We start from the raw sequence: 25,501 nt of genomic DNA, 5'->3' as shown, positions 1-25,501 counted from the left end.
TTTAGTTTGAATAAACTGAGAAAATAATAGAATTTTATGAGCTTATTACCTGTAGATTACCAATCCAGTTTAACTGCGGTTGATTTTGATCCATTTGCAGATGGAGAATTACTTCTAACCGCCCCTGCCACAGAATCACAAAAAGAAATCTGGGCTTCTGTACAAATGGGGGATGCTGCCAATTGTGCTTACAACGAGTCCCAATCTTTGCGGCTAAAAGGCGAACTTGATGTCAAAGTTTTCCAGTCTGCGGTGGAAAAGTTAGTACAACGTCATGAAGCACTCCGAACAACTTTTAGCACCGATGGCAATACACTCTGCATTGTTGCTTCTCGGCAAATTGAAATCCCTATTATTGATCTTTCCAGCTCAGAACCACAAGAACAACAGGAAAAATTAGCTAGTATCTTGCGACAAGAGGTAGAACAACCTTTTGATTTGGAACATGGGCCGCTATTTCGGGCAAAAATTGTCAAATTGCAAGCGCAGGAGCATCTAGCTACTTTGACAGCACATCATATTATTTGTGATGGTTGGTCTTGGGCAGTGCTGATGCCAGATTTGGGTAAACTTTATTCTGGCTTGCAACAGGGTATTGTTCCTGAATTAGAAGAACCAGACAATTTAAGTGAATATGCGATTTTGCAGGAAGAAGAGGCGGATAGTCCAGAAGCGATCGCCACAGAAAAATATTGGTTGGAACAATTCGCTGACTCTTTACCTGTACTGGATTTCCCTAGCGATCGCCCCCGTCCCCCACTCAGAACCTTTAACGCCGCGCGCGAAGATTGGCATTTAAGTCCCGAATTAGTTGCCAACCTCAAACAACTAGGGACAAAACTCGGTTGTAGCTTTATGACCACTCTCCTGGGAGGATTTGAAGTTTGGCTACACCGCCTGACAGGGCAAAACGACTTAGTTGTTGGAATTCCAGCCGCTGGACAAGCTGCTTTGGGGCAATATAATCTCGTAGGGCATTGCGTAAATTTGCTGCCTTTGCGTAGCCAGATTAATGGCGAACAATCTTTCAGCGACTACTTGCGATCGCGGCGATCGGCTGTGTTAGATGCTTACGATCATCAACAATTTACCTTTGGTAGTCTGGTCAAAAAATTAGTTTTGCCACGGGATTCTAGCCGTATTCCCTTAGTTCCCATTACCTTTAATATCGATCAGGGTTTAGATAGCGATAAACTCCCCTTCACTGGGTTGGAAGTAGAATTTTTCTCTAACCCCCGTTCCTTCGAGAATTTTGAACTGTTCATCAATGCTACGGAATTACATGGTCAGATGACCCTGGAATGTCAGTACAACACTAATTTATTTGATGCTGACACTATTCGCCACCGAATGACAGAGTTTGAAACTTTGTTATTGGGTATAGTTGCTAACCCCAATCAAAGTATTGCTAAATTGCCAATTTTGCCAGCAGTTGAGCAACAGTTATTAGCAACATGGAACCAGACTCAAACAGATTATCCTCAACATAAGTGCATTCATCAGTTATTTGAAGAGCAGGTAGAACGCACCCCCGATGCAGTGGCGTTGGTATTTCAAGAACAGCAACTCACTTATCGAGAGTTAAATATTCGCGCCAACCAATTAGCGCAATACCTGCAAACATTAGGAGTAGGTGCAGATGTTCTTGTCGGAATCTGTGTCGATCGCTCCTTAGAAATGGTGGTAGGTGTTTTAGGAATTCTAAAAGCAGGTGGAGCTTATGTCCCTCTAGATCCGGGGTATCCGCAAGAACGCTTGGCTTTCATGCTTTCAGACACCCAGATCAAATTACTCTTGACCCAAAAACAGCTAATTGACAAACTACCTACTCACACAGCAAAGGTAATTTGCCTAGATACCGATTGGGATACTATCAACCAAACAACACCAGAGAATTTAATTAGTAATGTCAAGACTGACAACTTGGCTTATGTAATGTACACATCTGGTTCTACAGGTCAGCCCAAGGGTGTTAGTGTTATTCATCAAGGTGTAGTTAGATTAGTCAAAGAAACTGACTATGTAAGCCTCACCACCAAAGAAGTATTTCTGCAAATTAGTCCTATCTCCTTTGACGCTTCAACTTTTGAAATTTGGGGTTGTTTACTTAACGGCGGAAAACTAATAATATTCCCTCCCCATACCCCATCTTTAGACGAATTAGGGCAATTTATTCAGCAATATCAGGTGACAACCCTGTGGCTAACAGCAGGTTTATTCCATCTAATAGTCGATGAAAAGATTGATGCTTTAAAACCCTTGCGTCAACTGTTAGCAGGTGGTGATGTTTTATCCGTTACCCACGTCCAGAAATTTCTCAACACAGTAGAAAACTGTAGACTGATTAATGGTTACGGGCCGACAGAAAGCACAACTTTTACCTGCTGTTATGACATTAAAGCACCACTAAAGCCAGGGGCTTCTATTCCTATTGGTCGCCCCATTGCTAATACTCAAGTTTATATCTTAGACTCCCATTTACAACCCGTCCCGATTGGAATCACAGGTGAGTTGTATATTGGTGGTGATGGTTTAGCACGAGAATATTTCAATCGCCCGGATCTGACTGCTGAAAGATTTATTGCCAATCCCTTTAGCCCAGATAGTCAATCACGCTTATATAAAAGTGGAGACTTAGCCCGCTATTTGCCAGATGGAAAAATTGAATACCTGGGTCGGATTGACAATCAGGTAAAAGTGAGCGGTTTCCGCATAGAATTGGGTGAAATTGAAATCGCACTTTTGCAATATCCGGCAGTAAAAGAAGCTGTTGTGATTGTTCGAGAAGATGCTCCTGGTGAGAAAGTTCTGGTTGGTTATTTTGTGGCAGAAACTGGTCAAGATAGCCCACAAATAATCTCCGAGTTACGGCGATTCTTGAAACAGCAGCTTCCTGAGTATATGGTGCCAAAGATTTTTATGGCACTGGAAGCGTTGCCGCTAAATGCTAACGGCAAAGTCGATCGTCGCGCACTACCTAAGCCTGATTCTTTGCGTCCAGAATTGGAAGCAAATTATGTAGCGCCTCGCACTCCCATTGAGCAGCAGATTGCAGATATCTGGACACAGGTTTTGAATGTCAGGCAGGTTGGGATTTACGACAACTTTTTTGAATTGGGTGGATATTCTCTACTGGGAATTCAAGTGGTTTCTCGACTGCGCCAAGCCTTGCAAGTAGAAATTCTCATGTCCAATTTATTTGAATTGCCAACGGTAGCAGATTTGGCTGAACGAGTTGAGACTTTGCGTTGGGCAACCCAAGGTGTTCAGGCTGCTGATAGTGAAACAGCTGATGATTATGAGGAAGGCGAGCTATGAAAACATTAGATGAACTACTATCAGAGCTACGTCAGCGCGATGTCAAACTTTGGCTAGAGGATGACCGCTTACGCTATCGGGCAGCAAAAGACAGTCTCACACCAGAATTGCTCACTGAGTTAAAAACTCAAAAAGCCGAAATCATCAAGTTTCTTCGACAAGTTACTACAGCTGCCAGTTCACAGATTCCCCCAATTGTCGTTTGTGAACGGAATGGCAACTTGCCGCTTTCCTTTGGTCAGCAACGGATTTGGTTCCTGCATCAGTTTGAACCTAATAGTTCCTCAAATAATATGCCCGTTGTGGTGCGTTTTACGGGGAATCTCAATGTTGCTTTCTTAGAGGAAAGTTTGAGAGAAGTCGTCCGCCGCCATGAAGTTTTGCGGACAACTTTTCCAGCCGTGAATGGCAAGCCCTCTCAAGTAATTGCTGACGATGTTTCTTTGACACTGCCAATAATTGACTTGCAGCAAGTACCAGATGAAAAACGGGAAGCGGAAGCTCTCTTACTGGCAACTAAGGAAGCTCATCAACCTTTTGATCTCGCCAATGGGCCGATTTTGCGGGTGTTGTTGCTGCGCTTTTGCGATCGCGAGCATCTGCTAATTTGGAATATGCACTGCATAGTTTGTGATGGCGCTTCTTCCGATCTGTTCTATCAAGACTTTACTAGCGTTTATAAAGCATTGTCGGCGGGAAAAGCTTCTCCTTTAACTCCCTTACCAGTGCAGTACGCTGATTTTACCAATTGGCAATATCAGTGGCTCCAGGGAGAGGTTTTAGAGTCACAGGTAAACTACTGGAAGCAAAAGCTAGAAGGAAATTTACCCATTATTGAATTACCTTACGATCGTCCCCGTCCTCACGGTGTGCAGACATATCGAGGCGATCGCGCCGCCCTGCTGCTATCAAAGACGCTGAACCATGCCCTAACAGACCTGAGTCAAAAATGGGGTGTTACCCTCTTCATGACTCTACTAACAGTGTTTGAGCTATTGCTCTACCGTTATTCTGGACAAGAAGACCTACTGATTAGCTTTGCAAGTGCAAGTCGGGGACAAGTAGAAACCGAGCGGCTGATTGGATTTTTCTCTAATACTCTTGTAATGCGGGGTAACTTAGCAGGAAATCCAACTTTTCGACAATTGTTAGACCGCGTGCGTAAGGATTGCTTAGAGGCTTATACCCATCAAGACCTACCATTTGAGAGACTAATTGAAGAACTTAGACCAGAACAACAGAGTCGGAACAGTTCGCCTTTATTTCAAGTAAAGTTCTCCCTCAATCCTCCTTGGTCAAATGGTCGTGGGATGGGAGCATTACAACTACCTGATTTGACTATTACTTCTCTATTTGGTTACATCTATCATGGCAAAACCAAATACGATCTGACATTGGTCTTGCGGGAACAGGATAATGGTCTGGGTATGGTATTTGATTACAATGCCGAGATGTTTGATGCCAGTACTATAGAGCGAATGTTGGGACACTTCAAAACTTTACTCGAAGGTATTGTTGCTAATCCCGATCAGCCGATATCTGAATTACCTCTGTTGACAGCACCTGAACAGCATCAATTATTGGTTGATTGGCATGGCAAACAGGCTGATTATCCACAGAATACTTGTATTCATCAGTGGTTTGAGGCTCAAGTCAAGCGAACTCCAGATAATATTGCAGTAAGTTTTGAAAATCAGCAACTAACTTATCAGGAACTCAATCACCGTGCAAATCAACTAGCCCACTATTTGCAAACTCTAGGGGTAAAATCGGGCGTACTTGTCGGTCTTAATGTTGAGCCTTCCCTAGAGATGATGGTGGGGCTGTTGGGTATTTTGAAAGCAGGAGGAACTTACGTACCCATAGTTCCCACATCTGGGCAAGATAGTCTGGCTTTCATTTTAGAAGATGCCCAAATATCTTTAGTGTTAACCCAAAGCTCATTGGTTGAGAAACTCTCTGAGCATCAGGTACAAGTTATCTGTTTGGATAGTGATTATGAAGCGATCGCGCTACACGCAACTAAAAATCCAAATAATCATATCACAGATCGGACTCTCGCCTGTGTGATGTATGTGTCTGGTGGCAATGGAAAGCCCAACGGTATAGCCATTACCCACCGTAATTTCGTCACCCACAGCCTAGCAATTAGTGATACTTGGGTATTGACACAGAGCGATTGCCTACTACTCATACCTAGTATGAGTTGCGATACTTTCATTGAATCACTATTCCCCAGTTGGATTACTGGTGCTACCGTAATTATCCAGTCTCAAGAGCTACAATCGACGACGCAATTTTTCCCATTCATTGCTCAACAAAAGATTACCGTTGTTAATATACCTACTTATTTTTGGTATGAGTTAGTTAAAGAACCATCTGTGTCTTTAGAAACCTTGCCATCCAGCTTGCGCTTAGTCATGGTTGGTGGTGAAAAAGTCTCACGCAATGCTTATTTAACTTGGGTAGAAAAAGTTAGTAAGCAAGTACGCTGGCTTAATGCTTATGGAGCGTTAGAAACAACTTTAACCGCCACGGTTTACGATCCAGAAACAGCTACTGAAGCCAGTAATACACGACCAGAAATTCCTATAGGAAGAGCGATCGCCAATACCCAAATCTACATTCTCGATCGGCAAGTGCAACCCCTGCCAATTGGCGTTACTGGCGAAATTTACATCAGCAGTATCGGTGTTGCACATGGCTACTTTAACCGTCCCGACTTAACATCTGAGAAATTTATCCCCAATCCCTTTAGCAGCGAATCTGGGTCATACCTATACAGAAGTGGCGACTTAGGACGCTATTTAAGTAACGGCAATATTGAGTTTATTGGCCGCCGAGATAATCAGGCTAAAATTCGCGGTTTTCGGATTGATTTGACACAAATTGAGACAATTTTGGCTCACTATCCAGGCGTGCAGAACGCTGCGGTGATTGCCAAAGAAGATGTTTCTGGGGATAAACATTTAATTGCTTATCTTGTCCCCAAACAAAACGAGACGATTGGGAGTGAGCAACTACTGAGTTTTCTCCAGCAAAAGCTACCTGAGCATTTGTTGCCTAGCTTTGTCATAATTGATTCTCTGCCGTTGAATGCTAATGGTCAAGTTGATTGTAAAGCCTTACTTGCTCTTAATCCAACTAATACTGAAAGAGAAAAAATATTTGCTACGGCAGAAAATCCATTACAACTTCAATTAACAGAAATCTGGGAAAATGTTTTAGGAATTCATCCGATTGGAATAACAGATAACTTTTTTGATTTGGGTGGACACTCACTGCTGGCAGTACGTCTGTTTTCTCAGATTGAAAAGATAGTGGGTAAAAATCTAGCTCTATCTATACTTTTGCAAGCCCCAACTATTGAGCAGTTAGCTAATATTGTTGAGCGAGAAATATGCTCAAAACCTGGGGTTGCGGCAGTACCAACAGCTGATGTCAAGTCTGAAACATCAATTCCTTGGTCATCTTTAGTAGCTATTCAGCCCAACGGTTCTAAGCCTCCTTTCTTCTGTGTACATGGTTTGGGTGGAGAAGTTCTACGTTTCCGTCAATTGGCTGTGCATTTAGGATCGGATCAACCATTTTATGGACTACAACCACAAGGGTTAGATGGAAAACAGCTTCCTTATACCCGAATTGAAGACATGGCAGCGCACTACATTCAACAAATCCAAACTATTCAGCCCGGTGAGCCTTATTTAATCGGTGGATACTCCTCTGGGGGTATAATTGCTTACGAGATGGCTCGGCAATTGGTCATGCAAGGTAAAGAAGTAGCTTTATTAGTTCTATTTGATACCTACGGTTCAAAAAATACTGAATCCCTATCATTGCAAAAGCCAGCCTCTCATGATTGGAAGAGTCTTTTAGCAATTGCATCTAACTATCTTATTGAGCAAGTAAAAGGAAATGCAGAACGATTTAAGTATCAAATCAAAGAGATAGTCTGGCGGTTTGTGTTTCACTTTCACCTGATTCTCAGTCGCCCCTTACCTTACTCCAACCGGAAATACATGGTGGAACATGCTACCATACAAGCGCTAAGAAAATATGCTCTACAAGTTTACTCAGGTCGAGCAACCGTATTCCGAACAGAAGATGGTCTTGTAGTTGGACAACGAGAGGCTGATTCCAAAATGGGTTGGGGTAAATTGGCATTAGGGGGGGTAGATATTTATGATATTTCTGGGATTCATAATTCCATTTTTAAAGAACCCCATGTACAATCTGTGTCCGAAAAAATGAAGGCTTGCATAGATCAAATTATTGCAGAAACCTGAATATTTCTAGATTAATAGGAATATGTCATTCAGTGAGGTACAAAACTTAAGTCTCTAAGCCACATATAAAGCCTGTTTTGCTTCTGATTTCCCGAATTTCAGTAGACGATCAAAGTTATTTCTAAATTCTGTTTTAGTGATACCTTTCCAACCTCATCTCGCTTGCGGGATGAGGTTTTATTTGCGGTTAATAACTTCAACTATATATCAACTATATATATGTGTAGATGCGATCGCTAATAAAGCCTTTAGATAAGTCCTAAACTGGATATTTCTTAGTGTATTTACTGATGTTTCTAACCCGATTTACACAATAAGCTGTATGGTACATTCCTATCTTGCTAACAAAAAATATTAGCTTTACTAGCAGAAATAGGAGTAAGGAAGCTAAAACACTATTAATAAAAGCAATTATGAGCGTATCATTTGTAAATGCAACTAACTTCCTAGCTGGGACAAATCCCAATTCCGTTACTACAGCAGATATTGACGGTGACGGGAAAAAAGACTTGGTAATTGCTAACTCTGATGACAACAATGTCTCGGTGCTGTTGAACGATGGCAGTGGCGGCTTTGGCGCTCCCACCAACTATACAGTCGGTATGAGTCCTAGTTTCGTTGCTGTAGCCGACTTTGACGGTAACAGCAAACTAGACTTTGTGGTAACGAACTCCATTGACAACAATGTCTCAGTACTGCTGAACAATGGCAGTGGCGGCTTTGGCACTCCCACAAACTTTGCTGTCGGGACAAATCCTAATGCCGTTGTTGTGGAAGACTTTGACGGTGACGGTAAACTGGATTTAGTTGTTGCTAACTCTGATGACAACAATATCTCAGTACTGCTGAACGATGGCAGTGGTGGCTTTGGCACACTCACCAACTTTGCTGTCGGGACAAATCCTAATGCCGTTGCTGTGGCAGATTTTGACGGTGACGGTAAACTGGATTTGGTTGTTGCTAACTCCGATGACAACAATGTCTCGGTGCTGCTGAACGATGGCAGTGGCGGCTTTGGCACACCCACCAACTTTGCTGTCGGAACAAATCCCCGTTCCGTTGCTGTAGCAGATTTTGACGGTGACGGTAAACTAGATTTGGTTGTTGCTAACTCCGATGACAATAATGTCTCGTTACTGCTGAACGATGGCAGTGGTGGCTTTGGCGCACCCACCAGCTTTGCTGTCGGAACAAATCCCCGTTCCGTTGCTGTAGCAGATTTTGACGGTGACGGTAAACTAGATTTGGTTGTTGCTAACTCCGATGACAATAATGTCTCGTTACTGCTGAACGATGGCAGTGGTGGCTTTGGCGCATCCACCAGCTTTGCAGTTGGGACAAGTCCCCGTTCCGTTGCTGTGGAAGACTTTGACGGTGACGGTAAACTAGATTTGGTTGTTGCTAACTCCACTGACAACAATGTCTCGCTACTACTAAATAATTCCAATTTTGACCCCACAGACTTGATGTTGAGTGCTACCAGTGATGATGATGATAAGACAATCATCGGTCTCTTCACCACCACTGACCCAGACCAAGACGATGAACACACCTATAGTTTGGTGGCAGGAACTGGTGATACTGATAATAATGCATTCATAATCGAGGGAGATAGCTTAAAAATTAAATCTGACGCGACTAAATCTAGTTATAAAATCCGCGTTCGCACTACTGACCTTGGTGGACTTTCTTTTGAGAAAGAATTAGATGTTAATATTGATAGCTTTGGGTCTACTACAAATACCCAGATAACAACAATTTTTCAGCTTGTCAATATTACTCAGAATATCTTTATTGTCAACAGTAAAGTTAAGGGTAAAAAAGGAAAGCTCTCTCTTAAGATTAAAAACAACAATGCTAAAGAGGTGAACGAACTGTGTGTATTTGCCGTTGATGACGAAGAAGGTAGAATTAAAGGCATAGCCCCTGGTGCAGAAGGTTATACTCGGGTGGCTCTGGAGCGGTCAAAGGTGATTTTCTCCTCCATTGCTAAACTGCCCAAGGGTTTTAAGAACGAGGATCTGAAAAATATTTTAGAATTCGAGTCTGGTACGAAACTCAGATTCTATCTGGTATCCAATAGTACTACTGAAGCTGTACTTTCTGGAAAAACTTCTTTCTCAAGTGTCGTTTTTTCCTCAGCTACAAATAACAACACAGAAGAGGAAGGGTTTTCTCTCAACTTCCAGGATTTGGTTGTGACAGTTCAGGCAACAGAACAAGAGGTATCTTTAGGTACTGGTCTGCAAGGCAAAAAGCAAGGCGAATTGATTGATTTACGAAATGTGACACAATTAGTAACAGCTGAGTTTGCAGTCAATAGAGAAGCGTCTTACAACAACTTTGTCGGCTTCTATCAGGTGGCTGATGAAAATGGTGGTATTGACACCAATGGTGATGGTAAAGCAGATATTCTCGTTGGGCAGGCTGGTTATGCCGAAGCTGCTGTACGTAAGCGTGTTGCAGGTATTGACTTGGCGGTGGACAACCAAGGGACTGCAAATTACGCTGGCACTTTCGGGCCGAATTCTTTGTTTGCACCATTTATTATTGTGGATGGTAAACCCGATGCTATTCTTAATGGCAATGGCAATAAGAAGGTTTACTTCTCATTTTTGGGTGCTAACTCAGATAAGGTAGATCACATTCGACTGTTGGGAAATAATACCTTTGGTTTTGAAGATCTACCAAATGGTGGTGACAAAGATTACAACGATATGATTGTTCAGGTAAAATTAAGTATCAGTGCTGCATAGCATCGGATGCGAGTAATTATTTAGTAAGATAAAACAGTCTCATCCCGCAACCGGGATGAGACTGTTTTATGCATTGCGGTTAAATTAACTGGATATTAATTAAACTAGTGAATTTACTGAAGTCAGTTATTGTCTTTCCTTCATAAATTGAATAGTTGATTCCTCTAAGATGATAAAAAATCTTCACCTTTACTTTTGCAGTTAATTTTTATTAAATTAAGCTACCAAAAAAGTGATAGAGAATTTTTTCATAAATCGGGTATGGCGTTGTTTAGCTAACTTTCTTTAGCTATTAGGATATTGTCAATCCCTATATTCAAAAATATGTAAAAAATAATTCAGAAATTTAAAGTTTTTTTTATTACATGATTTTTAAGTGGGGTATTTACTTAGGAAGGTATCTGTGATATTTTCATGTTGATTATCATAAATTAAAATATGCGACACTAAATTTAACAACCGCCTTTATGTGTCTTGGTTTGATGATGAGTATCCATCTTGCATATTTGCGATGCTTAAATATTGATTTTAAGTTTGTATAAATTATGTGTCGTTAACCAAGTGATAACTTGTCCTCGCTCTATTTACATTATGCTTGGTTTTGAGAAACGTGTAACAATCGTAACCATGTGATATAAATACAGGTCTGCAATTAGACGAAGCTACGCTCTGTACTATTACATATTTAGGCACCTGAATTGTACAGAAGTATTGCCACTACTAGCATAAAACCAAACACTACCACTGTTAGTAAAAGAAATACTCCCTAATATTTTCGACTTAATTCCTCGCTTTTAATTGTTTTTTATGACTTATATTAAGAACACTTTTCCTGAATTTCTGACTACCATAGAAGGGTTTGAACAGTTACCCGATGGAGCGATCGCTAATCTATCAGAACAACTGCAAGCCTGGCGCTATCGCATAGGTCAAAAAATCATCGGTAAAGAAAGCCTCCCGGAACGCATCACCATTATTTATGAGGGACAAGTGCGCCTCTTGGGATACGACCCCCAGACGCAAATGCCAATTACCTTAAAATTGCTGCAACCTGGAGAAATTATCGGCGAAATTAGTTTGTTGCGCGATGTTGCCTGCGAGACTGCGATCGCCTCTACCGAAGTAGTATGTTTAACCTTAAGTGCATCGGCATATTTTAGTTTTCTCGCTTCATACCCCGCTTTTGCCGAAGCCCGCAAGAATCGAAGTTATTTGATAGAAGTTTTTGATATTCTCGCCTCCTATTGGCAAAAACAAGCGATCGCAACTTTAAATCTCAGAGAACTCACAGAAAAAGCCTTACCGCAGGCAAAAATCCATTACTTACCTCCAGGAAAAACTGCATTTAACCAACTGGATAGCGCAAGGGTCTGGTTTGTAAGTGGCGGTGGTACAGTCACGAATTTATCACCTGGCGATCGCCTAGAAGCAGACGACGACCGAGACAAGATTCAGATCATAGGTCAAAACCCTTCAAGGTTAGTTGGCATCCATCCGTCAGATTTGATTTTAGAAGATAGTCATCAGATAGTACTGGCGGTTAATAACACCCAAGTAGATAGCCAAAACGACCATGAATTAGATATCCCTTACGCATCAGACGAAATCGTTCCCCAGACATTTCCCGAAACCTCAAAGAGTTCGTCAAAACAAAAATACCCGTTTTTTAGTGGAAAGGGAGAATTAAATACTGCCTTCGCCTGCTTCCAAATGATCGCGAAGCACCTAGAAATACCGTTTCGTCGAGAAGTGGTTCGCCGCATCTTAACTGAACAAGTCAAACGTCAGGGTCTTATATCGTTTCAAGTTACTGCTTACCTGGCAGAATTAATCGGACTTAAGGCGCAGTTAATAGAAATACCAGTCTCCTCAATAACCCGTATTCCTACACCAGCATTGATTCGCTATGGTGATAATTTTGCAGTTTTATATGCGGCAGATGCAAATACCGTGGTTGTTGGTGTCCCATCCAAAGGAATTGTGCGCTGTAAACCTGCTCAATTGGTTGAACAATTAGATGTTGATCCAACCAACTTTCCGCCCCAAGCTAGAGTATTACTGCTCACTGCTACCAACCAAACACCCCAAGAACGTTTTAGTTTACGGTGGTTTCTGCCATATTTGTCAAAGCACCGTCGAGTTTTGATAGAGGTTTTTATCGCCTCCTTTTTCGTGCAGTTGGCAGCATTGGCGAATCCTCTGGTGGTTCAGTTAATTATCGACAAAGTTATCACTCAAAATAGTATTGGTACTCTACATATTTTGGGGGTTTTACTATTAGTAGTCGGGCTATTTGAAGCAGTACTGACTACCTTACGAACCTACTTATTTGTCGATACCACTAACCGGATCGATATGGGTTTAGGATCACAAATTATCGATCATTTGTTACGTTTACCACTACGCTACTTTGAACGCCGACCGGTGGGTGAACTTTCCACTCGCATCAACGAATTAGAAAATATTCGCCAATTTTTGACTGGTACTGCCTTAACTGTCGGGTTAGATGCTCTGTTCTCGGTGGTGTATATCGGTGTAATGCTGATTTACAGTTGGCAACTCACCTTGGTAGGCTTAAGCACAATTCCTGTGTTTATCGTGATTACCTTAATTGCTTCTCCCACCATTAGTAGACAGTTACGTGGTAAAGCCGAACGCAACGCCGAAACTCAATCTTATTTAGTGGAGGTGATGTCAGGAATTCAAACTGTAAAAGCGCAAAATATCGAATTGCGATCGCGCTTTTCTTGGCAAGAGCGTTATGCTCGGTTTGTCGCTGCTGGTTTTAAAACAGTTGTAACTTCTACCCTTGCTAACTCCACCAGTAACTTTCTCAACAAACTCAGCAGCTTACTGGTTTTGTGGGTAGGAGCTTATTTAGTATTGCAACAGCAATTAACTTTAGGCGAATTAATTGCCTTTAGAATTATATCCGGTTACGTCACCAGCCCAATATTGCGTTTAGCTCAACTCTGGCAAAGCTTCCAAGAAACAGCCTTATCTCTAGAACGTTTAAGCGATATTGTCGATACGCCACAAGAAGGAGAAACAGACCGTTACAACATACCCTTACCGACGATTAAGGGAGCAGTAAAATATGAAAATGTTTCCTTTCGATTTGGCACGAGTGGCCCTCTGCAACTTTCCAACGTCAACCTCGAATTTGCGCCAGGAAAATTTATCGGCATCGTCGGACAAAGTGGATCGGGTAAAAGTACGATGATGAAATTGCTGCTGAGACTTTATGAAACTGAGTCCGGCAGAATTTTGATTGATGGTTATGATATTGCCAAAGTCGAACTTTATTCACTGCGACGACAAATTGGCGTAGTTCCTCAAGAAACATTGTTGTTTGACGGTAGCGTTCAAGAAAATATTGCTCTGACGAATCCTGATGCGACAACCGAAGAAATTATCGAAGCGGCTCAGGTTGCGTGCGCTCACGAGTTTATTATGAACTTGCCCAACGGTTACAACACACGAGTAGGAGAACGGGGATCTGCGCTTTCAGGTGGACAAAGGCAAAGAATTGCGATCGCTCGTTCTGTTTTACAACGACCAAAATTGTTAGTTCTAGATGAAGCAACTAGCGCCCTAGACTATCCCACAGAACGGCAAATATGTCTCAATTTAGCCAAAGCATTTAAGGGGGATACAGTATTTTTTATTACCCATCGATTAAACACCGTCAGTAATGCAGACATGATTGTTGTGATGGATAATAGTAGGGTTATAGAACAAGGTAGCCATCAAGAATTAATGGCTAGTAAAGGTCATTATTATTATCTGTATCAGCAACAGGATGTGAACTTGTAATTAGTTATTCTTGGCGGCATAGCATTACATAATTTGAACAGTGTCCACCCAACCAAAAATCCAAAATCTAAAATCTAAAACCCAAAATCGTTATGACTCAACTTAATGGGAATCACCACAACGGCAATCAGAAAACTGGTAATCAGAAAAATGGAGTCAAGCAAGATTCACCGATACTTACAAAACAACAAAAAGCTGCTCAAGAGTCTTTAATTAACTCCAGTAGTCAGGAATTTGAGCAAGCAATTGTCTTGCGGCAATCTCCAGTTTGGTCGCGGACAATCATGGTTACTCTCATTGGGTTAGCCTGCTTTGGAATTGCTTGGGCTTATTTTGCGAAAATTGAGCAAGTAGTACCAGCAACAGGGCAATTAAAGCCGCAGGGAACAATCAAAGAAGTTCAGGCTCCTGTTAGTGGAGTTGTGAAAACAGTTAATGTTAAAGATGGGCAAGAGGTAAAGTCAGGGGATTTGTTGCTGACTTTTGATTCCATCGCCACTGTTGCCGAATTAAATTCTTTGAATAAAATCCGTATTGCATTAATTAAAGAAAATCAGATTTATCGGCGATTGATGGGGGCAACTACTGCCGGGGGATCTGAACTGTTATATTTGCGCGGTAATTTGCCACAAGAAACTGCTTTTCTGCTGAAAAGTCGGGTAGCGTTAGTAGAAGAAAATGACTTATTACGGACTCAATTAAGAAATTCTGGTCGAGATTCTAGTTTAGGAATTGATGAGCAACAACGTCTACGAGTTGCCAAAAAAGAATTAGATTCTCGTTCTGCTGCGGCGCAGTTGGAAGTAGAAAAAATCAAAAAACAACTAGCTCAAAATAAATTTAAGCTGGAAGATAGTAAAGCGAGTTTAGCCATTCAACAGGGCATCTTAGATAAACTGAAAATATTATCAGAAGAAGGTGGTATTTCTCAACTTCAGTATCTCAACCAGCAACAAGAAGTACAAAACCGCACGGCGGAAGTAGCACAACTAGGTGAGGAAGAAAAACGCCTCCAGTTTGATATAGAAAAGGGTCAACAAGAATTAAGCAATACAGTGGCTGTTTCTGATAAAAACGTTTTGGATAAGATAGCTGATAACAAACAGCGTATTGCCGCAATTGATAGCCAATTTATGAAAGTTATCCTAGATAATGAACAGCGTTTGGCAGATGTCAATAGTAAAATCTCTCAAACACAGTTAAACGTTAAGTATCAAGAACTTCGTGCGCCTGTAGCTGGAACAGTTTTCGATTTACAAGCAAAAAATCCTGGATTTGTAGCGAACCCGACAACAAAAATGCTGCAAATTGTCCCAAAGGAAAACTATATAGCTGAAGTTTTCATCACTAACAAAGATATCGGTTTTGTGCGAAAAGGCATGAAGGTAGATGTAAGAATTGACTCTTTTCCTTACAGCGAATTTGGCGATATTAAAGGGGAAGTAATTGGCATAGGATCAGACGCATTACCGCCAGACCAAACACATCAGTTTTATAGATTTCCAGCAAAAATTTCATTGGATAAACAATCTTTAGTAATTAAGGGTAAAAACGTCACATTGCAATCAGGTATGTCAATCAGTGCCAATATAAAAGTACGCGAAGAACGGACTGTGCTTAGTTTATTCACTGAGTTGTTTACCAAACAAATTGATACTCTTAAAGAGGTACGTTGAAATAATTCGTAATTCGTAATTTGTAATTCGTAATTCGTAATTCGTAATTCGTGATGGAGCGATCGCCCTCTAAGATTATTCTACAGATAGCGATCGCTAAACGCTCAACCTAGTCGCCCCATATTTGCTCTAAGCTAATGCGGCTACCTTCTCTACCAAGCCCTGAAAGAGCCTTAAGCCATCACTATTACCTAGCATTGCGTCAGATGCCCTTTCTGGGTGCGGCATCATTCCCAACACATTGCCCTGAGGATTGCAAATCCCGGCAATGTTGTTCAGTGAACCGTTGGGATTCTCCCCTTCATAACGAAACACGACTTGCCCGTTATCTTCAATTTCTGCGAGAGTGGCTTCATCCGCGTAGAATCGCCCCTCTCCGTGGGCAATGGGCAAAGTGATAACTTCACTATTGGTATAGCCTTGTGTCCATGAGAGATTGGTACGCTCAACTTTCACGGGGACGCGATCGCAAATAAAATGCAAATCCCGATTTCTGGTTAACATCCCTGGCAAAAGTCCAGCTTCAGTTAATACCTGAAAACCATTGCAAATACCAATGACAAATTTACCCTTTTGAGCATGTTCAACAACCTGTTGCATCACGGGTGAAAAACGTGCGATCGCACCGCAGCGCAGATAATCTCCGTAACTAAAGCCGCCAGGGATGATGATGACATCCAAATCAGCAATGTCTGTTTCTTGATGCCAAACCATGCGAGTTGGTTGTAAGAGCAAATCTCTGGTTACATAAGCAACATCGCGATCGCAATTAGAACCTGGAAAAACAACAACACCAAATTTCATGATTGGGGATTGGGGATTGGGGAATGGGGATTGGGGAATGAGGATTGGGGAATGGGGAATGGGGAATGGGGAATTATTGAACAAGTCTCCCCCCAATGCCCTAAAAGACTCCCGTTTGGGTTTCGACCTCAATCAACTCAAAGCGGTAATTTTCAATTACGGGATTTGCTAGCATTTGGTCACAAATGCGATCGAGGTCTTGACGCGCTTTCTTTTCCTCAGTCGAGGTGATGGTGAGTTCAATGTACTTGCCAATCCGCACCTGGTCAACGTTATCGTATCCCAGTTGCTGAAGACCGGATTGTACAGCCACACCAGCAGGGTCTAAGACTGAAGGACGAAGCGTCACAAAAATTTTGGCTAGATACTTGGTTTGCACGGCTTTTGCTGAATGCTGCGATCGCTATACTATAACTTTCTGTTCCAACTGAGTGAAAATAAGATTACGAAGCAGTTAAAGTTAATTGATTAATTAGCCCATCTAACAGCTTCAACTACAGTGGCATATTTAAATAATTGTCTATGAGAGCTATACGCACCCGCAGTCAAGAGCGTATTTTCAACCTACTGAAAACCATCAAAAAAGGCATTTCTGCCCAGGATATTTACGTAGAATTACGTAATACAAATCAGAGTATGGGTTTAGCAACAGTTTACCGTTCTTTAGAAGCCTTAAAACTCGAAGGCATAGTACAAGTACGGAATTTGGCTAATGGTGAAGCCCTCTATAGCCTAGCCCAGCAAGACAAACATCACCTTACCTGCCTGCAATGCGGTGTTTCAATTCCGATTCATCAATGCCCCGTGCATGATTTAGAAGAGCAGTTAGAATCTAGCCATAAGTTTAAAGTTTTTTACCATACCCTAGAGTTTTTTGGATTGTGCAGCCAATGCCAAGTAAATCAAGCTGAAAAGGGTTGTCAGTAGATAATTGTGATTGTCTCGTTCCCAGTCTGAGACTGGAAACGAAGTTTGAAAAGGGTTTTAAACTTAAGTTAATACTAATGTCAACTCCCAACTCTTCATTCTTAACTAGAGCGGTTATTTTCTAACCCTGGTATTTGCTTAGAAAACAACTCGTTAGAGTCAACCTGACCATTTGAGATAACAGAACGCATACCTTCAAAAGCAGCAGGAATGGTACGCGGATCTATAAATAAGACCTTGCTGCTATCGCTTCTGCCAATTGTCGCACCCATATCCAGATAGCCTAAAGCAAACAGAACTTCCACTGCTTTATTAGCATTGGGATTAGTCTGGAGTTTTTGGGCAATAATGTCTGCTGATTCTGCGATCGCCTGCGCTTTCAAAACTTGCTGCTGACGTTCCGCTTGAGCCTTCAAAATGATCGCCTTTTGTTCGGCTTCCGCTTGCAAAATTGTCGATTTTTGACGAGCTTCCGCATCCAGGAGTTGCGCGTCAGCTTTACCTCTGGCGCTATTGACAGCAGCTTCACGTTCTCCCTCAGAAGTTAAAATTGCTGCCCGTTTGCGTCGTTCTGCCGACATTTGCAATTCCATCGATTCTCGCACTGCCTGAGATGGAATAATATCTCGCAGTTCTACCCGTGTAACTTTCACTCCCCAAGGATCGGTAGCAACGTCCAAATCCCGTAGCAAAAGTTCACTAATGTGAGAACGAGCAGTAAAAGTTTGATCCAACTCCAGTTGCCCCATTTCAGCGCGAATTTGAGTTAGCACCATATTTATCATTGCAGCCTGGAGATTTTCTACCTTGTACCAGGCTTTTTCCATATCCACGATGCGCCAGTAAAACACTGCATCTACCTCAATGCCAACATTGTCGCGGGTGATACACTGTTGTGGAGGAATATCTAAGACTTTTTCGCGGATAGTTTCTTTGTAGACAATTTTATCTATGAAAGGAAAGATCACGTTTAGTCCTGGTTCCAGTTTTTTGTTATAACTACCCAATCTTTCCACCAAAGCTTCATTGCCCTGATTGACGACTTTCACAGATCCCGCGACGGCAGAACCACCAAGGGCTAAAAGTACGAGCAAAAAAAACTGTTCCATTGTGAATCTCCTGATTTTTTAAGTATTAAATGTTAAAGAGAGTAGGAAATGGACGAGATGGGGAAATAAAGAAAATAACCAATTCCCCATTCCCAATAACTAAGAATTCAACAAATTTTCTGGTATCACAATCAAAGTAGTACCCTCTCTCCTAACCACATAAACTCTTTGATGGGGTGCTACAGTAAATTTGTCATCGTCACATCGTGCTTGCCAGGAATTTCCCTCATATAACACCCGTCCTGTTTTACCAGGCGGAATTTCTGTTAAAGTTTCGGCTATGACTGCATCCTGAATTTTCGATTTGCGTCGTCGTGGTTGCAAAAACCGACGAGAAAGCACGATAAGGAATGTGGAAAGTAATAGCCAAACTACAACTTGCAACCATACATTTCCCAAACCCACTCCAGACAGCAGCGCCACCACAAAAGCGCTAATTCCCATCATGAAGGCGACAAACGCCGATGGTAAGAACAGTTCCATGAGACACAAAACTGCTCCCGCCAGAAGCCAGATTAAGGTCAAACTTGGCATAGTGCCATCCTAGACTCTACATTGACGTAAATCCATTTCTACGATTAGATACAGCCAGACGTAAGTTATTTACAGAAAGTAAACTTGGTCTTTTTACCAATAATTTTGATTACTTTCAGTAACCAAGTGTAGCTAGCGGTACACGAATCCAGTCTATTCTAGCCTTCAAGCCATTGCCAGCTAAATGTAATCGAAATTCATGAGTTGATTGGTTTTTTAAATTTATAGTTTTATGATTTCTACTCAACTGACAATTTATTGTATAAATCCAGGCTGTAATAGCCCCATTAATCCTATTGGAGATCGTGTTTGTGCAAGTTGCCAAACTCCCTTGGTTCACCGCTATCTTTGGGCTACTGGCTCATTGTCTGCTCAAATTACACCAGGCACAAAAGTAGCAGACAGATATGGAGTAATTACTCGCCAGATTTGGCTGGATACTCAACCAGGACTACCACCAGATGTCCCTGAAGAATTACCAAAGGAAGTAATTCCTTATCTACGGTTATATCAAGAACGGTTACATCTGCCCCAAGCTTATGGGTTTGCTAGTGATGAAGAGAAAGATACAACTGATATCCTCTTATTGGAAAATGTGCCGATAGATGAGACAGGAAATATCTATCCAACTATTGTTGAAGCTTGGGAGCAAGCAACGGCGGTACGACAAGTTTATTGGCTGTGGCAAATTCTTCAACTTTGGACACCTTTATCAGAATTAGGACTTAGCCGCAGTTTACTGGGAGTAGACAACTTGAGAGTCCAAGGTTGGTGTGTGCGACTGTTGGAACTCTACCAAACACCAGAAGATGAGAAGCTGAGTTTAAAAAATCTGGGGGAGTGTTGGCAGTTTTGGGTAGCTTCTGCAAAGACATCAGTAGCTAAAGGGTTGCAGAACATAGTCCAGGATATGTGTGAAACGGAAATTGAGTTGGATGATGTTGCTACTCAACTCAATGGTTTATTACTAGCATCTGCGGCAGAATTGCCACTAGTTTTGAAGGTGGGAGGTTCTACAGATATTGGCCCAATTATGGCGCAAAATGAAGATGCTTGCTACCCCAATACTTTGAATGACTTAGATGATCCTTTATTGTCCCACTTGTCAATTGTTTGCGATGGCATTGGTGGGCACGAAGGCGGCGAGGTTGCCAGTAGATTGGCAGTGCAGTCTGTAAAGTTGCAAATTCGCGCCTTACTAGCGGAGATTACAGAACGAGCTGTACTTGTATCACCAGAGTTATTGCAGGAACAATTAGAAGCAAGCTTACGGGTGGTAAATAATGTGATTTGTGCCCGCAATAACGAACAAAAACGTCAAGGTAAAGAACGCATGGCTACAACCATTGTCATGGCATTGCAAGTTCCACAGCGAGTATACACAAGTACTGGGTGGCAATCAAATAATACCCATGAACTTTACTTGACTAATATTGGTGATAGCCGTGCCTATTGGATTACTCGCAACTATTGTCAGCTACTCACAGTAGATGATGATGTGGCGACGCGAGAAGTCCGCTTTGCCAAAAGTTTGTATCGAAAAGCATTAATAAGAACAGATGCTACTGCCTTAACTCAAGCGTTGGGGACAAGAAATGCAGAATCTTTACGTCTCAAGATTCAGCGATTTATTGTGGAAGAAGATGGCATATTACTACTGTGTTCTGATGGTTTAAGTGATAATAACAGGGTGGAACAATATTGGCAAGATTATGCAATACCCGTGTTAAAAGGCCAGATGACAGTTGAAGATGCTGTCCGCAACTGGATTAACTTGGCAAACGAAAAAAATGGGCGTGATAATACTTCAGTTGTTCTAACTTATTGCCGTGTTTCTCCCGAATACTTAGTACCTGTGACTCCGGCGTTGCCAGAAGAGATCATAGAAGCAGAGATACAAGAAGAACAAGAGGAACAAGAGGAACAAGAGGAACAAGAAGAATTAGAGGAATTAGAGGAACAAGAGGAATTCATTTCCTTCACAGAAAGTTCGCAAACTTTGCTAGATTTGGATCTAGATTTGGATCTAGATTTAGATACTTCAGAGGAATCAGTTACAAGCCCAGAAATTCCAGCAACCTTAATTACAAAACCTAATCGGGGTAAACACTTGGTAATGCTGGGGGGAATGTTGGCGTTGCTTGTAGGAGGTACAAGTTTAGGATTATTTGCTTGGTGGCAAATTAATCCTCAAGGATTCCAGCAAATGTGTCGGCAACTTCCTCAAAAAGTGCAGCAATCGTGTCAACCGGGGAATTAGCTTGCTAATTTGAGAACAATAAATGTTTACTCTAGTCTTTATCACGGATTAGCATTGCTCTTCAGATAGTCACAGAAAAACACAACGGTTTCCTCTTTTATCTTCTGGTGAATTCATGATACTACCCTGTTCTTGAAGAAGAATTCAGAAGTCAGAATTAATGAGTCAGAATTAAGATGCTCGTAAGCGTTGCACTATAAGCTTTTTCGATAACAATCCATTCTGTTAGCGATAGCGGGGCGTTTAGCCCATTCTGACTCCTGACTCCTGAATTCTGTTGCGATAAATAATCGAAAACGCGAAGTATCCTTAAGATGCTTCGCGTTTATATGCTAAAAAGAGTGCCTAATTAATTGTCGTCCTAAGCTGCAACTTTTTCTTCAAATGGCTTAAAAGTTTTTTTGCTAGCACCGCAAATCGGACATTCCCAATCATCAGGAATTTCTTCAAAAGGTGTACCAGGTGCAATCCCAGAATCGGGATCGCCAGCAACAGGATCGTAAATCATACTGCATTGTCTACAAATCCATTTCCGAGTTTTAGGATCTTCACCTGCAACTCTGCTTGCTGTTTGTCCTCCGTTTAATACTTCTAAAGCTTCAGTGTAGCGATCGGCGTGGTAATTCTCGATGAATTTTAACAAGCCAAAACGGTGTGCAGCTTCTCGAAATGTGTTGGCATGATCGGTAGATTCTTGAACTTGTTTGAGAAATTCTTCTGCCGCAGGATTGTCGCGATCGCGTTGAGCATCGGCGGCAAACTCTGGATACATTGTAGTATATTCATAAGTCTCGCCTTCAATTGCCAAAGATAAACAGCGAGATATAATTTCCCGCTTTTGTTCATCAGTTAAAGCAGCCGCATTTTCTACCACTAGTTCTGGATGCAGCAACTTAAAATGTGCAAAAGCGTGTTCAGTTTCTTGGTCTGCTGTGTCTTTAAAAAGTTTTGCCAAATCTGGAAACCCAAGTTGACGCGCTACGTCGGCAAAAAACAGATACTTGCGATTTGCCATCGATTCACCACCGAAGGCAGCTTCTAAGTTTTGAAGTGTAGTAAAGTTGGACAAATCCATAATTTTGGATGACAGGGAAGTGATATTTAGTACGAAAACACAGACTCTACAACCGGATAAACTAGGCGTTCTTTGTATAAGCTAGAAACGGTTTATACAAACTTTTTCAGCCCATATAGCAATCCGTTTTGTTAGCTGCTCTTGGACAATTATATTCGAGTAAAAAGCTCGAATGAATCGGAGTAGCAGTCTAATTTTCGCCTACCCTAACAGGACTAGCAATGCCCAGGTTACTAGCTGAGGTTTTGAAACGGAGAATATCGCGTTTATGAGGCAATACGCTTGGGTTAAGGGCTACTGGCAAAAATTTTGAGTTTTTGAGACGCGATAAATCGCCGTCTCTACAAGTGTTTTGGTCTTATCTGAACTGTATTGGTTTATGAGGAGAGCTTTAATTATCTCAGGCAATTCCACCGTTTACACGGATATTTTGCCCTGTGATCCATCTGGCTTCATCGCTAGCGAGAAACGCTACTACATCGGCGATTTCTTGCACATCTCCCAGTTTGCCAAAAGCAGCCATTTGGGCCAAACGATCTATCTGTTCTTGGGTTTTGCCTTCTCGGAATAGTTCTGTATCGGTAGGGCCAGGAGAAATAACATTAACTGCGATCGCTTTTGCACCCAATTCTTTAGCTAATACTCGCGTGATTTGTTCAACAGCACCTTTGGTTCCTACATAGGCGCTATAAGTTGGCAGCATCATCACCGTAGTTGATGACGAAAAGTTGATAATCCGTCCGCCTTCTGATAGATGTTGCGCGGCTTGTTGGCAAGCAAAAAAAGTACCTTTGACATTAATAGCAAAAATCGCATCGAAATCTTCTTCACTCACCTGAGTAATTGGTTTATAGAAGGCAATTCCGGCATTGTTGACCAAAATATCAACTTTACCAAAATGCTCAAGTGTTTGCTCAAACAGGCGTTGGATGTCGGGTACTTTGCTAATATCGGCTTGAATAGCGATCGCTTCTACTCCCAACTTTTCAATTTCTGCAACAACTTCCTCTGCTTTGACTGCATTACCCGCATAGTTGACGACAATAGATGCGCCGTTACCAGCTAATTTTAGTGCGATCGCTCGTCCAATTCCCCGCGATGCACCAGTGATAATTGCAACTTTCCCCGATAAAGATGACATAGATTAATCTAGTTTTATTTTCGCTCAACAAAGTGATTATTTGCTGTTAAAGTACTGTACTAAGGTTAAATTTTGTCATTTGTCATTTGTCCTCCACTTGCCCAATCCTCAGTAGAGACGAGATTAATCGCGTCTCTACCCACTCCCCTTAATTAAGATTCTGGAACGATCGCAGCGCCATCTCTAAGATTGAGCAACCCTGAGATAATAACTTTATCTTCTGGTTGTAATCCTTCAAGAACTTGGTAATTATTATCTTTGATTTCGCCTAGCTTCACGCGCTTTTGTCGAGCTACTTGTTGAGATATACCTTGGGGAGATGTTTCGGTTTCAACTACATACACAAAAGTGTCGCCACCTACACGAGTCATTGCAGTTGTGGGGATTAAAATTCCGGGGCGCTGATTCCAAAACACTCTAGCCCTTACCAATTGATCTGCATGTAGCTGACCGTTAGGATTGTCAAAAAGTGCTTTGATCAGTATCCCTTGTGTTTCGTTATTAGCAGTAGGCGCAATGAAAAATACCCTACTTCTACCCAGCTTTTGACCTTGTGTATTCATCACTTCCACTGGCATTCCCTTACGCAATTGCGGCCCTTGCTGTAGTGGCACAGAGATGTTGACTTCTAAAGGTCGATTTTGCGTGAGATTAACTAATTGTGTGGAAGTATTAACTAAATCACCTACTTTCACAGTCATGTTGCCAACTGTGCCACTAAAGGGAGCGGTAATTTTGTCAGATTGGATTTGTTGTGTTTGAGTATTTACATTAGCTTGCTGCAACGTTTTTTCAGCCTGCAATATATTGGATCTTTGGGCTTGAATCCTGGAATCAATTGCATCAAGACTAGTTTTAGCATTGGCAAGTCGATCGGCAAACTGATTGCGAGTCTGTCGAGACACGGCTCCTTGTTCAGCTAGAATGGAATACTTTTCGTAGGTTTGCTGATACAATTGCACATTCTCAACATAGGATGATCGTTGGGCTTCTAGAGATTTCAGTACAGTGCGGGCATTTTCCAGTTGCAATAAAAATGCTTGAGGCGCAGCATTGTTAGGAGCGATCGCTGCTTGTGGTGTACGATCTACCTGAATAATTGCCGCTCCTTCGGCTACTGGATCTCCCGATTTCACAAATATTTGGGTAACTTGGCCCTGAATCTTCGGCTGGAGGATGACTGAACGCTGGGATTTTAGGCTAGCAATAAAATCTGAACTTTCCTCAATTATGCCGCTTTGTACTGTGGATACTTTGACTCTTACCCCTTGAGGTTGAGCGTTAGTAGTTGAAGGCGCTGAATTTTGCGGAGTGAGCAAACGCCAAACGAGAGCTGTTCCGCCCCCTAACAATAGTAGTGCTGCTAAAAATAACCAAAGCCACCGCCGTTTTCCAGAAGGTGGCTCAAATGAGGTTTGTGGAGCTTTTTCTCCAAAATCAGTTTGAGGCTCAGGGGATGTCATGGCTTATGAGGATAAGGAACAAATTAACTAGAATTCAATCAAAATTTCATCTGTTTATATTGAAATTACTGATTTAGCATGAGGTTTTGTGGCAAATTATGTGTTACCCCATCCAAATATACAGTTTTGATGATTCTGTCTTAATCTACCGAAAGGTTAATCCGTTCCTTAAAACCTATGCAAATCTCAATTGTTCCTCAAAAAGATAGATATCGCTATGCCTAAACTATGCAGATCGACTTGCACATAAGGGAACTCCAACAAATAAATTGTCAATAGGCACAATTCATCAATTGTGCCTACATCATTTTTTGAGATGTCTAACCAGCACCTTTG

The 25,501-nt window shown here is 41.8% G+C and carries 14 protein-coding genes; 7 read left to right on the top strand and 7 right to left on the bottom strand.

Annotation, left to right across the window (positions count from 1 at the left end):
- The first annotated feature begins 36 nt into the window (after nucleotides 1-36).
- The 5 genes from NPUN_RS33530 to NPUN_RS33505 all read left to right on the top strand — a co-directional run bounded on the left by NPUN_RS33530 (nucleotide 37) and on the right by NPUN_RS33505 (nucleotide 15,852).
- Nucleotides 37-3,318, top strand: coding sequence for a non-ribosomal peptide synthetase (locus NPUN_RS33530; protein WP_012412782.1), 3,282 nt, complete (start codon nucleotides 37-39; stop codon nucleotides 3,316-3,318).
- Complete coding sequence (locus NPUN_RS33525; RefSeq protein ID WP_012412781.1) at nucleotides 3,315-7,604, top strand: non-ribosomal peptide synthetase; 4,290 nt, start codon at nucleotides 3,315-3,317, stop codon at nucleotides 7,602-7,604. The genes NPUN_RS33530 and NPUN_RS33525 overlap by 4 nt, the downstream gene beginning before the upstream one ends.
- A gap of 413 nt (nucleotides 7,605-8,017) precedes the next feature.
- The gene (locus tag NPUN_RS38005) at nucleotides 8,018-10,360 is read left to right on the top strand and encodes an FG-GAP-like repeat-containing protein (protein ID WP_012412780.1); all 2,343 of its coding nucleotides are present in this window, start codon (nucleotides 8,018-8,020) and stop codon (nucleotides 10,358-10,360) included.
- 807 nt (nucleotides 10,361-11,167) lie between these two features.
- Nucleotides 11,168-14,176 (top strand): peptidase domain-containing ABC transporter, encoded by a 3,009-nt coding sequence (locus NPUN_RS33510; RefSeq protein ID WP_012412779.1) that lies wholly within the window; start codon nucleotides 11,168-11,170, stop codon nucleotides 14,174-14,176.
- Between the two features lie 92 nt (nucleotides 14,177-14,268).
- Nucleotides 14,269-15,852 (top strand): beta-barrel domain-containing protein, encoded by a 1,584-nt coding sequence (locus NPUN_RS33505; protein WP_012412778.1) that lies wholly within the window; start codon nucleotides 14,269-14,271, stop codon nucleotides 15,850-15,852.
- 129 nt (nucleotides 15,853-15,981) lie between these two features.
- On the opposite strand, the gene purQ is transcribed toward NPUN_RS33505, so the two are convergent.
- Both purQ and purS read right to left on the bottom strand, forming a co-directional pair.
- On the bottom strand, nucleotides 15,982-16,656 hold the full coding sequence (purQ, locus tag NPUN_RS33500) for a phosphoribosylformylglycinamidine synthase subunit PurQ (RefSeq protein WP_012412777.1): 675 nt from the start codon (nucleotides 16,654-16,656) through the stop codon (nucleotides 15,982-15,984).
- Between the two features lie 100 nt (nucleotides 16,657-16,756).
- Nucleotides 16,757-17,035: a phosphoribosylformylglycinamidine synthase subunit PurS gene (purS, locus tag NPUN_RS33495; protein ID WP_012412776.1), complete on the bottom strand. Its 279-nt coding sequence runs from the start codon at nucleotides 17,033-17,035 to the stop codon at nucleotides 16,757-16,759.
- 143 nt (nucleotides 17,036-17,178) lie between these two features.
- On the opposite strand from purS, the gene NPUN_RS33490 reads away from it, so the two are divergent.
- Nucleotides 17,179-17,583, top strand: coding sequence for a Fur family transcriptional regulator (locus tag NPUN_RS33490; RefSeq protein WP_012412775.1), 405 nt, complete (start codon nucleotides 17,179-17,181; stop codon nucleotides 17,581-17,583).
- Between the two features lie 101 nt (nucleotides 17,584-17,684).
- On the opposite strand, the gene NPUN_RS33485 is transcribed toward NPUN_RS33490, so the two are convergent.
- Together NPUN_RS33485 and NPUN_RS33480 are read right to left on the bottom strand one after the other, a co-directional pair.
- Nucleotides 17,685-18,692, bottom strand: coding sequence for an SPFH domain-containing protein (locus NPUN_RS33485; RefSeq protein ID WP_012412774.1), 1,008 nt, complete (start codon nucleotides 18,690-18,692; stop codon nucleotides 17,685-17,687).
- Nucleotides 18,693-18,791: 99 nt separating this feature from the next.
- Nucleotides 18,792-19,226: an NfeD family protein gene (locus NPUN_RS33480; RefSeq protein ID WP_012412773.1), complete on the bottom strand. Its 435-nt coding sequence runs from the start codon at nucleotides 19,224-19,226 to the stop codon at nucleotides 18,792-18,794.
- A gap of 232 nt (nucleotides 19,227-19,458) precedes the next feature.
- On the opposite strand from NPUN_RS33480, the gene NPUN_RS33475 reads away from it, so the two are divergent.
- Nucleotides 19,459-21,486 (top strand): 4-Cys prefix domain-containing protein, encoded by a 2,028-nt coding sequence (locus tag NPUN_RS33475; RefSeq protein WP_012412772.1) that lies wholly within the window; start codon nucleotides 19,459-19,461, stop codon nucleotides 21,484-21,486.
- Nucleotides 21,487-21,847: 361 nt separating this feature from the next.
- On the opposite strand, the gene NPUN_RS33470 is transcribed toward NPUN_RS33475, so the two are convergent.
- The 3 genes from NPUN_RS33470 to NPUN_RS33460 form a co-directional block, all read right to left on the bottom strand.
- Nucleotides 21,848-22,561 (bottom strand): rubrerythrin family protein, encoded by a 714-nt coding sequence (locus NPUN_RS33470; RefSeq protein WP_012412771.1) that lies wholly within the window; start codon nucleotides 22,559-22,561, stop codon nucleotides 21,848-21,850.
- A 400-nt stretch (nucleotides 22,562-22,961) separates the two neighbouring features.
- Nucleotides 22,962-23,702: an SDR family oxidoreductase gene (locus tag NPUN_RS33465; RefSeq protein WP_012412770.1), complete on the bottom strand. Its 741-nt coding sequence runs from the start codon at nucleotides 23,700-23,702 to the stop codon at nucleotides 22,962-22,964.
- A gap of 152 nt (nucleotides 23,703-23,854) precedes the next feature.
- Nucleotides 23,855-25,165, bottom strand: a complete 1,311-nt coding sequence (locus NPUN_RS33460; RefSeq protein WP_012412769.1) for an efflux RND transporter periplasmic adaptor subunit — start codon at nucleotides 25,163-25,165, stop codon at nucleotides 23,855-23,857.
- Nucleotides 25,166-25,501: the final 336 nt, after the last annotated feature.

Source organism: Nostoc punctiforme PCC 73102 (assembly GCF_000020025.1).
Lineage (GTDB): Bacteria > Cyanobacteriota > Cyanobacteriia > Cyanobacteriales > Nostocaceae > Nostoc > Nostoc punctiforme.
This window is presented reverse-complemented; position numbering and strand designations above follow the sequence as displayed.

What these genes read in the sequence shown, in the direction of transcription:
- NPUN_RS33530 (WP_012412782.1), top strand. Translation starts at nt 37, where the DNA reads ATGAGCTTATTACCTGTAGATTACCAATCCAGTTTAACTGCGGTTGAT.
- NPUN_RS33525 (WP_012412781.1), top strand. Translation starts at nt 3,315, where the DNA reads ATGAAAACATTAGATGAACTACTATCAGAGCTACGTCAGCGCGATGTC.
- NPUN_RS38005 (WP_012412780.1), top strand. Translation starts at nt 8,018, where the DNA reads ATGAGCGTATCATTTGTAAATGCAACTAACTTCCTAGCTGGGACAAAT.
- NPUN_RS33510 (WP_012412779.1), top strand. Translation starts at nt 11,168, where the DNA reads ATGACTTATATTAAGAACACTTTTCCTGAATTTCTGACTACCATAGAA.
- NPUN_RS33505 (WP_012412778.1), top strand. Translation starts at nt 14,269, where the DNA reads ATGACTCAACTTAATGGGAATCACCACAACGGCAATCAGAAAACTGGT.
- purQ (WP_012412777.1), bottom strand. Translation starts at nt 16,656, where the DNA reads ATGAAATTTGGTGTTGTTGTTTTTCCAGGTTCTAATTGCGATCGCGAT.
- NPUN_RS33490 (WP_012412775.1), top strand. Translation starts at nt 17,179, where the DNA reads ATGAGAGCTATACGCACCCGCAGTCAAGAGCGTATTTTCAACCTACTG.
- NPUN_RS33485 (WP_012412774.1), bottom strand. Translation starts at nt 18,692, where the DNA reads ATGGAACAGTTTTTTTTGCTCGTACTTTTAGCCCTTGGTGGTTCTGCC.
- NPUN_RS33480 (WP_012412773.1), bottom strand. Translation starts at nt 19,226, where the DNA reads ATGCCAAGTTTGACCTTAATCTGGCTTCTGGCGGGAGCAGTTTTGTGT.
- NPUN_RS33475 (WP_012412772.1), top strand. Translation starts at nt 19,459, where the DNA reads ATGATTTCTACTCAACTGACAATTTATTGTATAAATCCAGGCTGTAAT.
- NPUN_RS33470 (WP_012412771.1), bottom strand. Translation starts at nt 22,561, where the DNA reads ATGGATTTGTCCAACTTTACTACACTTCAAAACTTAGAAGCTGCCTTC.
- NPUN_RS33465 (WP_012412770.1), bottom strand. Translation starts at nt 23,702, where the DNA reads ATGTCATCTTTATCGGGGAAAGTTGCAATTATCACTGGTGCATCGCGG.
- NPUN_RS33460 (WP_012412769.1), bottom strand. Translation starts at nt 25,165, where the DNA reads ATGACATCCCCTGAGCCTCAAACTGATTTTGGAGAAAAAGCTCCACAA.